Source organism: Gemmatimonadaceae bacterium (assembly GCA_020846935.1).
GTDB lineage: Bacteria > Gemmatimonadota > Gemmatimonadetes > Gemmatimonadales > Gemmatimonadaceae > RBC101.
This window is the reverse complement of the sequence record JADLCY010000007.1, coordinates 132,020-147,685: the sequence shown is the minus strand read 5'-3', so window position 1 is coordinate 147,685 and position 15,666 is coordinate 132,020. Positions and strand designations below refer to the sequence as shown.

13 protein-coding genes, 1 pseudogene and 1 other annotated feature are annotated in these 15,666 nt (G+C 67.0%); of the genes and pseudogenes, 9 read left to right on the top strand and 5 right to left on the bottom strand.

The window, feature by feature from the left end; genetic code table 11:
• Positions 1-1,302 precede the first annotated feature (1,302 nt).
• The gene (locus IT361_09465; protein MCC6317905.1) at positions 1,303-1,533 is read right to left on the bottom strand and encodes a transposase; all 231 of its coding nucleotides are present in this window, start codon (positions 1,531-1,533) and stop codon (positions 1,303-1,305) included.
• 292 nt (positions 1,534-1,825) lie between these two features.
• Positions 1,826-1,941 (top strand) — a sequence feature (AL1L pseudoknot).
• A gap of 74 nt (positions 1,942-2,015) precedes the next feature.
• Between IT361_09465 and IT361_09460 the strand changes: the two genes are divergently transcribed.
• Positions 2,016-2,363: a DDE-type integrase/transposase/recombinase gene (locus tag IT361_09460; protein ID MCC6317904.1), complete on the top strand. Its 348-nt coding sequence runs from the start codon at positions 2,016-2,018 to the stop codon at positions 2,361-2,363.
• Here IT361_09460 and IT361_09455 read toward each other — a convergent pair.
• The 4 genes and pseudogenes from IT361_09455 to IT361_09440 all read right to left on the bottom strand — a co-directional run bounded on the left by IT361_09455 (position 2,329) and on the right by IT361_09440 (position 7,050).
• Positions 2,329-3,545: pseudogene (locus IT361_09455) on the bottom strand (IS30 family transposase). The gene IT361_09460 and the pseudogene IT361_09455 sit on opposite strands and share 35 nt — an antisense overlap.
• A 360-nt stretch (positions 3,546-3,905) precedes the next feature.
• Complete coding sequence (chrA, locus tag IT361_09450; protein ID MCC6317903.1) at positions 3,906-5,039, bottom strand: chromate efflux transporter; 1,134 nt, start codon at positions 5,037-5,039, stop codon at positions 3,906-3,908.
• Positions 5,040-5,169: 130 nt separating this feature from the next.
• Positions 5,170-6,390, bottom strand: a complete 1,221-nt coding sequence (locus IT361_09445) for a hypothetical protein (GenBank protein MCC6317902.1) — start codon at positions 6,388-6,390, stop codon at positions 5,170-5,172.
• Between the two features lie 117 nt (positions 6,391-6,507).
• Positions 6,508-7,050, bottom strand: a complete 543-nt coding sequence (locus IT361_09440) for a hypothetical protein (GenBank protein MCC6317901.1) — start codon at positions 7,048-7,050, stop codon at positions 6,508-6,510.
• Between the two features lie 251 nt (positions 7,051-7,301).
• Here IT361_09440 and ccoN point away from each other — a divergent pair, with 251 nt between their 5' ends.
• From ccoN to ccoS, 8 genes are all read left to right on the top strand, one after another.
• The gene (gene ccoN / locus IT361_09435) at positions 7,302-9,527 is read left to right on the top strand and encodes a cytochrome-c oxidase, cbb3-type subunit I (GenBank protein ID MCC6317900.1); all 2,226 of its coding nucleotides are present in this window, start codon (positions 7,302-7,304) and stop codon (positions 9,525-9,527) included.
• Positions 9,524-9,730: a cbb3-type cytochrome c oxidase subunit 3 gene (locus IT361_09430; protein ID MCC6317899.1), complete on the top strand. Its 207-nt coding sequence runs from the start codon at positions 9,524-9,526 to the stop codon at positions 9,728-9,730. Before ccoN ends, IT361_09430 begins: the two co-directional genes overlap by 4 nt.
• Positions 9,731-9,733: 3 nt before the next feature.
• A complete protein-coding gene (locus IT361_09425; GenBank protein MCC6317898.1) occupies positions 9,734-10,294 on the top strand; it encodes a c-type cytochrome in 561 nt (186 codons plus the stop codon).
• A 62-nt stretch (positions 10,295-10,356) separates the two neighbouring features.
• Positions 10,357-11,745, top strand: a complete 1,389-nt coding sequence (ccoG, locus tag IT361_09420; protein ID MCC6317897.1) for a cytochrome c oxidase accessory protein CcoG — start codon at positions 10,357-10,359, stop codon at positions 11,743-11,745.
• A complete protein-coding gene (locus IT361_09415; protein ID MCC6317896.1) occupies positions 11,742-12,290 on the top strand; it encodes a FixH family protein in 549 nt (182 codons plus the stop codon). Before ccoG ends, IT361_09415 begins: the two co-directional genes overlap by 4 nt.
• On the top strand, positions 12,287-12,985 hold the full coding sequence (locus IT361_09410) for a sulfite exporter TauE/SafE family protein (protein ID MCC6317895.1): 699 nt from the start codon (positions 12,287-12,289) through the stop codon (positions 12,983-12,985). The genes IT361_09415 and IT361_09410 overlap by 4 nt, the downstream gene beginning before the upstream one ends.
• The gene (locus IT361_09405) at positions 12,966-15,446 is read left to right on the top strand and encodes a heavy metal translocating P-type ATPase (protein ID MCC6317894.1); all 2,481 of its coding nucleotides are present in this window, start codon (positions 12,966-12,968) and stop codon (positions 15,444-15,446) included. Before IT361_09410 ends, IT361_09405 begins: the two co-directional genes overlap by 20 nt.
• Positions 15,443-15,658, top strand: coding sequence for a cbb3-type cytochrome oxidase assembly protein CcoS (ccoS, locus tag IT361_09400; GenBank protein ID MCC6317893.1), 216 nt, complete (start codon positions 15,443-15,445; stop codon positions 15,656-15,658). Before IT361_09405 ends, ccoS begins: the two co-directional genes overlap by 4 nt.
• Positions 15,659-15,666: the final 8 nt, after the last annotated feature.

Below are 15,666 nucleotides of genomic sequence, written 5' to 3'. Positions count from 1 at the left end.
GTCGCCGCGCCTTGTCAGCCTTCCTGCTCATCACTCATCCCTCCAGGGTCCGGCGCCTCGCCGGATGAGGGGAAAGTGTCACTTCGTCACACCGACCTAAAGTGCGATTCTGGCTGAACCACTACACCATCTACGGGACGCAAATAGTCCCCCTTGATGTTCCACAGTACGTAGCGCGCAACGGCTCGCACGGCAGAGTGAGACTTTAGCGAAGCAATTGCTGAGGCAATGCGTGCGTGTGTGGGATCACTGGGGAGCCGGACTACGTAGATACCGCCTCCCTCGATGCCAAATTGCCTTCCGCCTACGATGGTCCCGGACACCGACGCGACGATGCTGTCCTTCTGCGCTTGTGTCGCCGTACCAGCAAACTGCAACGTTATCATATCCCGCACAAACACGCCGGCTGTTCCCGACCCTAGGGCAACGTGACTCGCAGTGTTGGCGAGCGAGGCAGGGAGAGAGTCCGGTGGCAGTGCGGGTACGACCTGATAGGTACCGACCGCCGCCAGCTTCAGTCGCATCCGCGCTGTCCAGGTCGTACCTCGCAACTCTATCCAGCGTCGCTGCGTGCGGTCACCGGGTCGAAGGACTTTCAGCTCCGTCGCAGGAGCGAGTACATCGTCAAACCAGTAGAGTGCTATTCGACCGTTCGAGCTCGCCGAGTCCGGCAAGTAGCCTAACACATCCGAAGCGCCAGCTACCAGTTGGTCGCTGCCGTTGTAGCGGAGCACACTGTCCGCATTGAACCGTACCCTAACTCTCGGCACGAGGGGACGCGTGCCAACGTTCTCTATCACGATCCCTATTCGTAGCGATCCCGTGGTAGGATCAAAGATCGCCGCCGTGTCGCTCAGTAGCTTAATCTCGTGCGTTAGGCAGTATGGCGTACCGTAGATTTCCTGCAGGACGGGTGGACCGGCGGCCGAGTCGAAGCGCACCTCAAAACGTGAGCATCCGTCCCCTACCTTCAACTCTACAGTAGGCTGGGGTACGCCTAGGCGTGGGCCTACTGGCTGTTTGTCCTCCATACATCCCAAGCAAAGCGCAGCAACAATAGCAAGTGCGGGCATAGGACGCCGAGCCCCGGTACGGGTGATTCCTCTCAAAGCGATGAGCCTCGGAGACAGTGTGACGAACGGGAAGGGTCTAGGCGACCCTGCCTTGGGAATATGAGTTGCTGAGTCGACCCCCGAAAGCTGATCCAGATACTATATCAGTCCTCGACGCGGCGAGAGCCGAGCGTAGTGGATGCGAAGGAGCCGATTTGACCTGACCCCCATTCCTGTACCAGAGGTTTAGTTAGTCCGGTTGGGGGTTGGTTGAAGTTGCAGTGATCAGTTGAGCTTTCGCAAACTCGTCCGGGGTGCGATCGGCGAGGCTGCGATGCGGCCGAGCGACGTTGTCGTCGATCCGCCACGCTTCGATCGTTCGCTGCGCGTCGCAGAGACTCACGAACCAGTTCTCGTTGAGGCACTCGTCGGTGAACTTGCCGGTTGAATCGACCCGGGATTCCCGGAGGCTCCATTTCATGAGAGAATGGAGTCATGAACAAGCGCACGCGGTATTCTCCGGAAGTACGTGAGCGGGCGATCCGACTGGTGCGCGAGCAGCGGGGCTCGCATGCCTCCGAGTGGGCGGCCGTCACGTCGATTGCCACGAAGATCGGCTGTTCGACCCAGACGTTGTGGCAGTGGGTCAAGCGGCAGGAGGTCGACACGGGCCGGCGCCCTGGGGTGACGAGCGCCGACCAGGCACGGGTGAAGGAATTGGAGCGTGAGGTGAAGGAGCTGCGGCGCGCCAATGAGATCTTGCGCAAGGCGTCGGCGTTTTTGCCCAGGCGGAGCTCGACCGCCGCGGGACGTGATGGTGGCGTTTGTGGATGCCCACCGCGAGGTGTACCGAGTCGAGCCGATCTGTGCTGTGCTGCCGATCGCTCCGGCAACCTACTACGAGGCCAAAGCCCGACAACGGGACCCGGCTCGGGCACCCGCCCGGGCGCGACGCGATGCGTGGTGCGCGGGCGTCGCGTGCGGACGACGATCCCCGACCCGGTCACCGAGCGGCCGCAGGACCTGGTGCAGCGGGACGTCACGGCGACGCGGCCCAATCAGCTCTGGGTGGCGGACCTGACGTACGTGGCGACGTGGCGCGGCTTTGTGTATGTGGCGTTCGTGATCGATGTGTTTGCGCGCCGCATCGTCGGCTGGCGCGCCACGACGTCGCTGCGCAGCGATCTCGCCCTGGACGCGCTGGAGCAGGCCCGGTACGACCGCGCGCTCGACGGCCCGGTCGTCCACCACAGCGACCGTGGGTCGCAACCCGAACTCAACCGGTCGTCGCAACAGGTGATGTGTTTGTAGATCGTTGTAGTTCGTTCAATGCTTCGGCAGGGGTCTGCCAGTTCAGTGTCTTTCGTGGCCGGGAGTTCAGCGCGAGTGCGACCGCCGCGAGATCGGCGGCGGTGTAGTCGCTGAGATCCGTGCCCTTTGGGAAGTATTGCCGCAGCAGGCCGTTGGTGTTCTCGTTGGTGCCACGCTGCCACGGGCTGCGTGGATCGCAGAAGTAGATCGCGAGTCCGGTATCCAGGCGAAGTTGGACGTGTTCCGCAAGCTCGGCACCTTGATCCCAGGTCAGGGACCTTCGAAGCTGCGTCGGTAGCTGCTTGATCGCCCGCGCGATCGCCGATCGGACTGCGGTGGCACCATGTCCGGCCAGCGGAGGGCCATTCTTGGTGTCGGTACTCCGTCGGCCGTCATAGTGAGCGGCCATGCGTGGGAGATGCAGTAACAGGGTGAAGCGTGTGGTACGCTCGACGAGTGTGCCGATCGCTGAGCTCTCGAGGCCAAGAATGAGATCGCCCTCCCAGTGTCCCGGCACCGCACGATCCGCCACGTCAGCGGGGCGCGCGCTGATCATGATCTCGGGGGTGACAAAGTGTTTGCCGGATCGACCGGTCCGTGCCCGAGGCACCCGTAACGCTCTCCCCGTGCGCAGGCACGCCGTGAGTTCCCGTCGCAGCGCCCCACGACCCTGGATGTAGAGCGATTGATAGATGGCCTCGGCGCTGATGCGCATCGTCGGGTCGTCGGGGAAATCCAGCAGAAGACGCTGGGCGATCTGTGTGGGACTCCACGCGCGCGCCCACCGTCGATGCTGCCGTCGGCCGCGCTTTCGTCCAGTCCACGCGACCGGTGGTCCGGGGCCAGCTGGCCGGTCGGCGTCGCGATCAGGCCAGCCAATCGCTCCTGCACATCGTGCCGCAGTCGTGCGTTCACCGCCAGCTTGGCGGGCTTGGGACGCGTGGCCGCGCGATCCGCGTGCCACTGTGCGGTCGTTGCCGTGTAGTCGAAGTTACCGCTTCGAGTGGCGGCATTGCGTCGCAATTCACGGGAGATCGTCGACGGGGCCCAACCGAGTCGACGGCCGCACTCCCGCACACCATGACCCGCGGCGCGTAGAAGCGCGAGTTGCTCGCGCTCACCGAACGAGAGATACCGGCCGCTGAGCGGCGGCGCCGATGCGGCGAAGTGGGTCGGAGGCATGCCACCAGCTTGCCGGAACCATCGGGCGCCCACCACCCACGACACACGGGCCTCGGCGACGGCTGCCTCCGGATAGAACCCCCGAGCGATCGCCTTCCAGAACTGCACGCGATCAGCGCGTCGACCCACCGGCGGTCGTCCTGGTGAACGCAGCGGCCGTCGCGTGCTCTTTGCCGATCTTCGGCGCCCACACTTGGTCATCGATCCCCCCACCGAAGAGGTGTTTCGACGACCGATTGAATCCACCCAATACGCCGGGGCGGCGTACCAGGCGCTCCTGACCCGACACGGCGCGGTGCTCCTCTGGGATTGATTGCGCCCCGGCGGCGACGGCGACCCTTCACCATTAACTGCACCGGTTCAGCCCGTGAATCGCCGCACCACCAGCCCCACAACGCCCGCCGCAAGGACAACGAGCGGCTCAGGAACGCGCCGCCACCGCAGCAACACCCCGGCCGTCGCCAGTGCAATCAACGCCGTGGCCAGGTCCGTGATGGCGCGCCGACCCAGGACCACCGCCGCACCGGCGATCGCCCCCGTCGCCGCCGCGGTCACGCCGTCCACGAACGCGCGCACCTGCGGATTGTGTTTGTATCGCTCGAACGATGGCGCAAGCAACAGCGTGATGAAGTACACGGGCGCAAACACCGCCACTGACGCGGCCACCGCACCCAGCACGCCGGCCACCAGGTATCCGATGAACGACACCGTGATCACGACGGGCCCCGGCGTGACCAGCGCGACCGCAACGGCATCCAGGAATTGCCGCTCGCTGAGCCAGCCATGCTCCACGACGACACCGCCGTGCAGGTAGGGCACGATCGCGAGCCCACTGCCAAACACGAACATGCCTGCGCTCGCAAAGAAGGCGAAGATCGTCACCAGCATTCCGGGCGCTGCGGCGCCGAGCCATCCGGTCACGGCCGAGTCCTGCACGGCAAGCGGCGCCCAGACCATCGCGGATGCCGACGGCCGCCAGCGCGCGCGTGCAATCATCACCACGACCCCGCTGGCGACGAACAGCCAGACGAGTTCACGCTCCGTCCACGCGGTCACGATGCCGGTGACCAGGAAGACGAGCCAGCGCAGCCCGTCGTTGCCGACAGTGCCGCGGGCCAGCTTGATGGCGCTCCGCGCGATGATGGCGATGACCGCCGATCCGATGCCGTAGAACGCGCCGGCCAGCCATGGCGCGCCCCCGAACTGCACGTACCCGATCGCGATGAGAAGCACCATCACGAACGACGGCATGACAAACGCCACGCCGGCAATCGTCGCACCGCGCGCTCCGTGTGCGCGCCAACCCAGGTAGATCGCGAGCTGCGCGGCGAGCGGACCGGGGGCAAGCTGCGCAAATGCGAGTCCGTCGCGGAACTCCTCGCGCGTCACCCAGCGACGCGTGTCCACGAAGTCCCGCTCCATGTACCCGACCAGGGCGATCGGGCCACCAAAGCCGGTGGTCCCCAACTCGAGGAAGTAGCGCGCCAGCTCCATCGGTCGCGGCGGTGTGGCCACGCCCGCGTCAGTCCGCGCCTGCGGCGCTCCGGCCGGCATCTCCCTCATCGCGTGCTCAGGCCGCGGTCAGCGCCACCCGCAAGCCGCACGGCGGGCACCCGAACGTGACCTAACGCGAGAACACCGCACCATGCGGCGACACGGTGGCCGTACCGCCGTGCGGCCACGTCTTGCCCGACATCCGGAATCCGAACTGCGTGGCCCCCTCTTCGTGAAACCGGGCGTCGATCGACAACCGACCGGTCGTCGAGTCGAACCGCGCGATCACCACGCGGTCGCTCATCGCTCCGTAACCGGTGATCACCACGCGACGCCGGTCGGGTGACACCGCCAGCCAATGCGGGACGTCGTCGGGACCGAGCGCAATCCGACTCACCTCGCGCGGGTTCGCCGGGTCGCTCACGTCGAGGCTTACCACGCCGTTCAGCGCCGGCACCGTCACCAGATAGTACGAGCCCACGACTACGGGAATCGCGCAGTTCGTTCCGTCTTTCTGCGGGAACGAGGCCACGAGCCGCCCCGTGGGCGCGGCGCCCTCGAGCCCTTCGAGCAGGTAGAGCCCGCAGTTGAACGTGGACACGAGCACGGTCCGACCGTCAGCGAGCACACGGGGTTCTGCGGTCAGGAGTGACTCGGACCCTCGAGGCCCGTCGGGCAGCGTCAGGGTCGAAAGCAACGTGAGATCCGACAATCGCCAGATCTGCACCTGCCGGGACGCGGCGGCGTCCCCCTCCATGTCGGTCGTCGTGCTCACGACCCGATCGAGCGCGGGTACCACCGCGGCACTGTAGACTCGCGTCGCGGGATCGATGCCCGGCGCATTCGCCGAGCGCGCGCGAATCGCCGTTCCGTCCGTCGACAGCTCGACGAGCCCGCCTGGCGCCACGCCGCTGCTGCCATGCTGCATTTGAAAGGTGGCCAGCACGTTCCCGGTCGGAAGTCGGAGGAATGAGTGCGGATGCGCGTAACCCTCCACGTCGCCGAACTGCGCGGCAATCCGGGGCTGCGTCGGCGTGGTCAGATCGAACACAAACGTCTGCCCAGAGGCAAAACCGTTGGCAAAGAGCTGACGGTCGGCCGGCATCTCGTGCTCCGTATGGTGCGGCACGTTCAGTCGGCCAGGCACCGGGAGCGTCGTGACGAGACGCCCATAGCGGCCGGTGTCTTCGGTAACGTCGAGGACGGCCAGGAAATCAGGCTGCGTGGAGTCCGCCGAGGCCGTCCACAGGTACAGATACGACGGCCTGGATTCCTCACGCACGCCGCCACACGCCCCGGCCGCGAGGCACGTCAGCAGGGCAATCCCTGACCTGGTTGCTGCGCCCCGCATGGCAGTTCCTCCCGGAATTGGCCACCAGAAGGTCTCCGGTCCAGGACTCGACGGCAAGGCTGAGATCGCTCGCCGGCTCCTGCAACCCTCACCCTCGGCGCGACCGGCTGTCGGGACTCAGGGGGTGACGACGAGCATCCTGACGAAGGTGGCCAGCCGCTCCGCCTCTTCGCCGGTCAGGTCGCAGGGTACGTTCGACAGCGTCACCACCACGCCGGGCCGCACCGCAAGCGCCGAGTGATAGCGGCCCGGTCGCGGCGTTCGGCAGGCCGCTGCCGGGTCATCAGCGTCCACAAAGGGCGCCCCCGCGTCCCCTGCACGCTCGCGCCTGCGCGCGCCGCTCGATGCCCGGCCCTGTGCACCAAAGCCGTCGGGATCCTCCCTCCACCGCCGGAAGAGTCCGACGGCCCGATGCACACGCCGAGCGTATTCGCGGATCGAGGATGGATAGAAGTCCTTGCCCCGCTGCTCGGTGAACCGGTCGACCACGACGTCGAGATCCTGCTGGTCCAGGTGCTGCCGTTCGTCATCGTCGAGGACGCCAAGCACGGTGCGCGCCGCCGCGGTCAGCGTCTGCGCGGTGGTCGCGGGCAGGAGACCGCAGTCCCCCGCGTACTCCAGGAAGTCGATCAGGTCGTCGACGGAGTATTCGTGTGCCATGGGTTTGAACGTCTGGGAGCGGCCGGTACCGAGACAGTAGAGCGACGGGGGCGACCTGGCACTCCGGGAGTTTCCCCTCACTCACTCGGGAAATCTCGCACTCTCACGTCCGGCATTACCTGACGCAGCGCCGTCTCCTTCCCTACCGCTCACGCGTCACCGAAGGCCAAGATTCTCCGCGCCAACCGGCATGCGCGTCGGAGACCTGCATGCCCGATCCACCTTACCCGCACATCTGTTCAAGGACACCCATGGGCGACGCGCACCCGGTGCCTGCGTCAACACGGCTGGAGACGTTCAGCTACGACGACGACATCGTCAGGAAGTTCCTCTTCGTGACCATCCTCTGGGGCTTTGTCGGCATGCTGGTCGGCCTGCTGATCGCCATTCAGCTGGCCTGGCCCGCGCTCAACATCGCGCCGTACCTCACGTTCGGGCGACTGCGCCCCCTGCACACCAACGCGGTCGTCTTTGCCTTTGTCGGGAACGCCATGTTCACCGGCATCTATTACTCCACACAGCGGCTGCTCAAGGCGCGGATGTACTCCGACGGACTGAGCAAGGCGCATTTCTGGGGCTGGCAGCTGATCATCATCGCGGCCGCCATCACGCTCCCGCTTGGCTTCACCCAAACCAAGGAATACGCCGAGCTCGAGTGGCCGATCGACATCATGATCACCGTGGTCTGGGTGATCTTTGCCGTGAACTTTGTCGGCACGCTCATCCGCCGGCGGGAACGGCACATCTACGTCGCCCTCTGGTTCTACATCGGGTCGATCGTCACCGTGGCGATCCTGCACATCTTCAACAACCTCGTCATCCCTGCCGGCCTGTTCAAGAGCTACAGCATCTATGCCGGGGTGCAGGACGCGTTCATGCAGTGGTGGTACGGGCACAACGCCGTGGCCTTCTTCCTCACCACACCGTTCCTCGGACTGATGTACTACTTTATGCCGAAGACGGCCGGCGGACCGGTGTTCAGCTACCGGCTGTCGATCCTGCACTTCTGGACCCTGGTGTTCATGTACATCTGGGCCGGCCCGCACCACCTGCACTACACGTCGCTGCCGGAGTGGGCCTCGACGCTCGGCATGCTCTTCTCCGTCATGCTGTGGGCGCCGTCCTGGGGCGGCATGATCAACGGCCTCCTCACCCTGCGCGGTGGCTGGCACAAGGTCGTCGACGACCCGATCCTCAAGTTCATGGTCATCGCACTCACGGGATATGGGATGGCCACCTTCGAGGGCCCGATGCTTTCCGTCAAGAGCGTCAACGCCCTCTCGCACTACACGGACTGGACCATCGCCCACGTGCACTCCGGTGCGCTCACGTGGAACGGCTTCATGACGTTTGCGATGATCTACTGGCTCGCGCCGCGCCTGTTCCAGACGCAGCTCTACAGCAAGCGACTCGCCGAGGCGCATTTCTGGGTCGCCACGGTCGGCGTGCTGCTGTATGTGGTGGCCATCTACAGCGCGGGCGTCACGCAGGGCCTCATGTGGCGCGCGTTCGACGAGACAGGGCGCCTGAGCTACCCGGACTTCGTGGAGACCGTCGCGCGCCTCATTCCGATGTACTGGGTTCGCGTGCTCGGCGGGACGCTGTACCTGGTCGGTGTCGTGATGTTTGCCTGGAACATCTTCAGGACGTGGAAGACACGTCCCGCCGCTTACGTCGTGCCGGAGATCCAGGCACCGGCGCTCGCGCCCGTGTACGTCGAAGAACCGATCCGGGAGGGAGCAGACGTGCCCGCGTCGGCCTGGGCGCGCTTCGTGAACCTGACGTTCCACCGCAAGTGGGAGCGCATGCCTGTTCTCTTCACCGTGCTCACGACGATCGCGGTGCTGGTCGCGTCGCTTTCCGAGATGCTCCCCACGTTCCTCATCAAGTCGAACGTGCCCACGATCGCGTCGGTCAAACCGTACACGCCGCTCGAGCTGGCCGGACGGGACATCTACATCCGTGAAGGCTGCGTCAACTGCCATTCACAGATGATCCGCCCGTTGCGCTTCGAGACCGAGCGCTACGGGGAATACTCCAAGCCGGGCGAATCCGTGTACGACCATCCGTTCCTCTTCGGCTCGCGGCGCATCGGGCCGGACCTCGCGCGCGAGGGCGGACTCAAGAGCAACCTCTGGCACTTGCGCCACTTCGAGAATCCGCGGGAGATCAACCCGCGCTCGATCATGCCGTCGTATCCGCACCTGGCCACGAGCGACCTCGACTTCGACGGCATCCAGAAACGCGTCGACGTGATGACGATGCTCGGCGTGCCCTACGGCGACGCCGTGAACAGCGCGCCCGACCTCGCGCGCGCACAGGCGCGGACCATCGCCGCCGATCTCGCGTCCACCGGTGGTCGCGCGGGGCTCGAGTCCCGCGAGATCGTGGCGCTCATCGCGTACATGCAGCGGCTCGGGCGTGACATCCAGACGCCCACCGGTAGCGCCACCGCCTCGACGGGAGGGCAGCCGTGAGCCTGACCGACGTCATGAGCGGCGCACAGCTCGATGCCTATGCCCAGGTCGCGCTCGTCGCCTTCATGCTCGCGTTCGGACTCATCGTGTGGCGCATCTTTTCGCGCCGAAACCACGAGACGTACCGACACGCCGCCCGCATGCCGCTCGACGACGACCAGCCGCAGACCCCACGCGCGCCGCACGACGACTCCGAGACCTGACCCATGGACAAATCGCCCTCCGACTCCACCGATCGCCTCATCGAGCACTCCTACGACGGCATCCAGGAGTACGACAACCCGCTGCCGCGGTGGTGGGTCTACCTGTTTTACGCCACCATGGTGTTCTCCGTCCTGTACTGGTTCAACATCGGGGTGGGGATCGGCCCCGGACGCATCGCGCAGTACGACGCCGAGGTGGCGGCGGCCCGCGCGGCGCATCCCGAACCGGCGGCGTCGTCATCGGCCGACCTCGCCGCCCTGGCCGGTGACGCCACGGCGCTGGCGAAAGGCAAGGAAGTGTTTGTCACCAACTGCGCCTCGTGCCACAAGGCCGACGGCGGAGGCCTCATCGGCCCCAACCTGACCGACAAGGCCTGGATCCACGGCAGTTCCCTCGCCGAGATCCACAAGACCATAAACGACGGCGTGCTGGCCAAGGGAATGCCCAACTGGGGTAAGCTCCTCAAGCCTGACCAGGTTGATGTGGTCACGGCGTATGTCGCATCCATCGCGGGCACCAACGCGCCGGGCGGCAAGGCCGCCGAGGGCACCGTCGTCCCGTGATGTCGCGAGCGTAGCCGGACATGTCGAGTCCCCCAAAGGTCAGAGGTCGGGTTCTCCCGACCATGAACGAGGACGGATCACGCCGCTGGATTCGCCCCAAGCCGTCCGCTGGCGTCTGGAACTCGCGTCGTCGCGTCGTGGCGTACGCGCTCATGCTGCTCTACCTGGCGATCCCGCACATCCAGCTAAGGGGCAAGCCGCTGATCCTGCTGGACGCTCCGCGACGCGAGTTCACGCTGTTCGGCTACACGTTCCTGCCGACGGACACGCTGCTGTTCATGATCTTTCTCGGCATCGTCGTCCTCCTGGTCGTGTCGTTCACCGCGTTGTTCGGTCGCGTGTGGTGCGGCTGGGGGTGCCCGCAGACGGTGTGGATGGAGTACCTGTTTCGACCGCTCGAACGCTGGTTCGAGGGTGGCCGCGCCGGTTCCCTGGGTATCGACCGCGGCAAGGGGCACCTGCACCCCCGGCGCGTGCTCAAGTACGCGGTCTACGCGGCGCTCGCCGTGATCCTCGCCAACACGTTCCTCGCCTACTTCGTCGGCGTCGACCAGCTCAAGGTCTGGGTCACGCAGTCGCCGGTGGAACAGCCGACGTCGTTCGCCATCATGGCGGTCACGACGATCCTCGTGTTCCTCGATTTCGCCTACTTTCGCGAGCAGACCTGCACCATCGCGTGTCCGTACGGCCGCTGGCAGTCCGTCCTGCTCGACCGCGCGTCAGTCATTGTCGCCTACGATCCGGGCCGGGGCGAGCCGCGGCAGAAGGGACGCGACCGCACCGGCGCCGGCGACTGCATCGATTGCTCGGCGTGTGTGCAGACCTGCCCCACCGGCATCGACATTCGCGATGGTCTGCAGATGGAATGCATCCACTGCACGCAGTGCATCGATGCCTGCGATGCCATCATGGACCAGGTCGGAACCCCGCGGGGCCTCATCCGCTACACTTCGCGTGAGGCGCTCGAGGGAGCACCGCAGCACCTGCTGCGTGCCCGGACCATTCTCTACCCGGCGGGCCTCATCGTGCTGCTGGGCATTTTTGCCTGGCAGTTGAGCATCAAGTCCACCGCCGATGTCACGCTGCTCCGCGCCCTCGATCAACCCTTCAGGGAGGATGCCGATGGCGCCATCTCCAACCAGGTGCGCGTGCGCATCGCGAATCGCTCCGGCGAGGCGCGGAACTATCGCCTCGCCATCATCGGCGCGGACGGAGGCCAGGTGATCATTCCGGTCAACCCGTTCCCTGTGGCGCACAACGCCACGGAGACACTCAGCCTCTTCGTGATCCTCCCCAAGTCGGCATTCACCGCGGGCCAGCACGAAATCAGGCTCCGCGTCGACGACGGCGCGGGCTTCGACGAAGAGTTCCCCTACCAGCTCCTCGGCCCGACCGGCGCCACGAGCCGGACGCCGCCCGCTGGCCCCAGCTCAACACACGGAGCCCCATGACCACTCGCCAGGCGTCCGCGGCAGCACAACCGACGCGCAGCGCGCTGGCCCGCTACGGCTGGCCGGCTGGCATCGCCACCGTGCTGGGGCTCACGGTGGCCGGCAATGTGTGGATGATGGCCGTGGCCGGGAGCGATCCCGCCTTCGCCGTCGAACCCGACTACTATAGAAAGGCAGTCACCTGGGACGCGCACATGGCGCAGGCCCGCGCGAACGCGGCGCTCGGTTGGAGTGCACAGGCTCGCCTCGAACTCGCCCAACCCGGGGCGCCCGGTCGCATCGCGGTCACGCTGCGGGATCGGGTCGGCAGCATGATCGCCGGCGCCAGCGTTCGCGTGGAGGCGATGCACAACGCGCGCGCGTCCCGACGCCTGGAGGTCGCACTCGGCGCGCGGGCGCCGGGTGAGTATTCGGCGGCGATCGACGCCGACCGACCGGGCGAATGGGAGGTGCGCATTTCGGCGGAGGCCGGTGCGCAGCGGTTCACGGAAACGTTGCGCCTTACCGTGTCGCGGCCGCCCGCCGCGGCGCCGGCGTCCCCGTGACACTCGCGCTGACCCTCTCGGTGCTGGGCGCGAGCCTTCTTGGCTCGATGCACTGCGCCGCGATGTGCGGCGGGTTCGTGTGCCTGTACGCCGGTGAGCGCCGCGGCGCTGCGGCCCATCTGGCCTACAACGGCGGCCGACTCGTCTCCTACGTGGGCCTCGGTGCAATCGCCGGGCTCGCCGGGTCGACCGTGGACGGCGCGGGCGCCATGCTGGGTGTGAGCCGATTGGCCGCCATTGTTTCCGGGGTACTCCTCGTCACGTGGGGCGTGTCACTGGTGCTCAGAGCGCACGGGGTGCGAGTCGGCGCCGGCAGTGTGTCGTTTGCCTCCCGCTGGATGGGCCCGGCGCTCGCACGCACTCGCCACGCCTCGCCCGTCGCGCGCGCTGGCACGATCGGACTCCTCTCGACATTGCTTCCCTGCGGCTGGCTCTATGCTTTCGTGGCGACCGCAGGCGGCACGGGGAGCGTTGCCGGGGCGCTTGGCGTCATGATCGCATTCTGGGCGGGAACGGTCCCCGCCATGCTGGCGGTCGGCGCTGGCCTGCAGCGTCTCACGGGCCGCTTCCGCACGCGGCTCCCTCTCGTGACGGCCGTAGCCGTGATCGTCATCGGCGCACTTTCGATCGCCGGCCGCCTCACGCCAATGGTGTCGCACGCTTCCACGGCCACCAGTGCTCACCACGCACGCTGAAGCGCGCGCCTCGCGTGAGGTCGCCTGCACGCACTGCGGCCTCGTGGTTGCCGCTGGCGAGGTACGTCCAGCTGCGACGGAACAGTTCTGCTGCGCTGGCTGCCGCACAGCCTGGGAGATCCTTCACACACACGGGCTGGATCGGTACTACGACCTTCCCGAACGGCGGGCGATCGCCGTGGCCGCCACGACGCGTTCCTACGACGAGTTCGACCATCCCGCGTTCCACCAACTTCACGTGCGGGCGATCACGGGCGGGCTGGCGCGCGTCACGCTCGTGCTCGAAGGCGTGCACTGCGCCTCCTGCGTGTGGCTCGTCGAGCGCGTGCCCGTCGCATTGCCGGGCCTCGTGCGCGCCGAGCTCGATGCCCGACGCTCGATCGTGACCATCGAGTGGGACGCGACCGCCGTGCGACTCTCCGCGGTCGCGCGCACGCTGGCCTCGCTCGGATATCCTCCGCATCCGCACCACGGCAACGCGCGCGAGGAGGTGCGTCGACGCGAGGACAGGGCCGCACTGGTACGGATAGGCGTCGCGGGCGCGATCGCGATCAACGTGATGCTGGCGGCGCTCGCCATGTATGCGGGCTGGTTCGGCTCCGGACTCGAGCGCGAGTTCGAGCAGTTCTTCCGCTGGCTCTCGCTGCTGCTCGTCATCCCCGCGATCGTCGGGCCCGGTCGCGTCTTCTTTCGCGGGGCCTGGGCTGCCGTGCGCACACGCACGCTGCACCTCGACCTTCCCATCGCTATCGCCCTTGCGGTCGGGTTTGCGCGCGGCGTCGCCAACACGGTCACCGATCGCGGACCGATCTATCTCGACGGCATCGCCCTCCTGATTTTTCTCCTGCTCGTCGGGCGTTTCCTGCAGCAACGATGGCAACGCGCCGCGACGGATGCCTCGGAGCTGCTGCATTCGTTGACGCCCAACGGGTGCCTCATCGAAGACGCCAACGGCACGGTGCAGGAGGCACCCGCCGCGGCGCTCCTGCCCGGCATGGTGATGGTGGTGCGCGCCGGCGATACGCTCGCCGCCGATGGCGTGGTGGACGACGGAACGAGCGCAGTAAACGTCGCGTGGCTCACCGGCGAATCGCGACCGGTGTCCGTCGGGCCGGGCGACGCGGTACACGCCGGGACGCTCAACGTCAGTGCGCCGCTCCGGGTGCGCGTCACCAGCGCTGGAGAAGCCACGCGCGTGGCTCGCCTGCTCCGCCAGGTGGAGGAGAGCGCGCAACGCCGCGCACCCGTGGTCCTGCTCGCCAATCGGTTGTCCGGATGGTTCGTCGCGACCGTGCTGCTGCTCGGGGTGGTGACGTGGGCCGTCTGGCTGCCGCGCGACCCGGACGCTGCCCTCGATCACGCGATCGCGCTGCTCATCGTCACGTGCCCCTGCGCGCTGGCGATGGCGACGCCGCTCTCGGTCACCGTCGCTCTGGGCCGCGCGGCCAGACTCGGCATCTTTGTACGTGGTGGGGATGCCTTGCAGGAACTTGCGGGCCACGGCACCATCGTCCTCGACAAGACGGGCACGATCACCGAGGGGGCGAGCGCACTCGTGGCCTGGCACGGCGATGATGATGTGCGCCCCCTCGTGCTCGCCCTCGAAGCCGGCTCGCTCCATCCGGTCGCCGAGGGCTTTCGCCAGGCCTGGCCAAAGCTGGCGGTACCGAGCATCGACGCGACCACCCACATGCTCGGCAACGGCATCCGCGGGCGTGTGGCCGCGCGCGACGTGGTCGTTGGCTCCCCATCGTTTGTTCGTTCACAAATGACCGGTGCCTCGCCGCTGGAGGCAGCACTCCCCATCGACCTCACGCCGGTATGGATCGCGGTCGATGGCCGACTCGCGGCGGTCGCCGGCTTTGGAGATCCCGTGCGCCGGGACTCGGCGGCGGCGATCCGCGCCCTTGCCGAGCGAGGCTGGACATCGGTCATGCTCTCCGGCGATGCGGCGGCGGTGTGCGCGCACGTTGCCGATCGCGTCGGCATCGCGTCGACGGCGGTCACGTCGCAAGCAACGCCGGAGGCCAAGCAGGCGCACGTCGAGCGGCTGCGACGAGACGGCGATCGGAGCACCGTGGTCATGATCGGCGACGGCGTCAACGATGCGGCGGCCATCGCGACGGCCTCCGTGGGCATCGCCGTACATGGCGGCGCCGAAGCAGCGCTTGCCACAGCGGATGCATGGCTGGCGCGCCCGGGGCTTGGACCGATCGTCGAGCTTGTCGACGGCGCGCGGCGCACCATGCGCATCGTGCGGCGCAACATCGCGTTCTCACTCGCCTACAACGCGGTCGGGGTGGGCCTGGCCATGACCGGCACGATCAGCCCCGTGGTAGCCGCCGTGATGATGCCCCTCAGCTCGCTCACCGTGGTTGCGGGCGCGTGGTACGGACGCAGCTTTCCGCAGCGGCCTGTTCGTACTGACGCGACGCCGCGCGAGCGGAGGTTTGCCGTATGACGATCATCTATGTGGTACTCCCGCTGGCGCTTCTGATTGTTGGAGTGGCGTTATGGGCCTACGTGTGGGCCGCGCGCAGCGGCCAGTTCGATGACCTCGACACTCCGGCGCTACGGGTGGTCGTGGACGCCGACGGCGACGTGAGCCCGCCGCGCCCAGCAGGTCGTACCGATGCGCGTGGCCACGCGCACGCCACCCCGGAACAGCCATGACGGCCCAA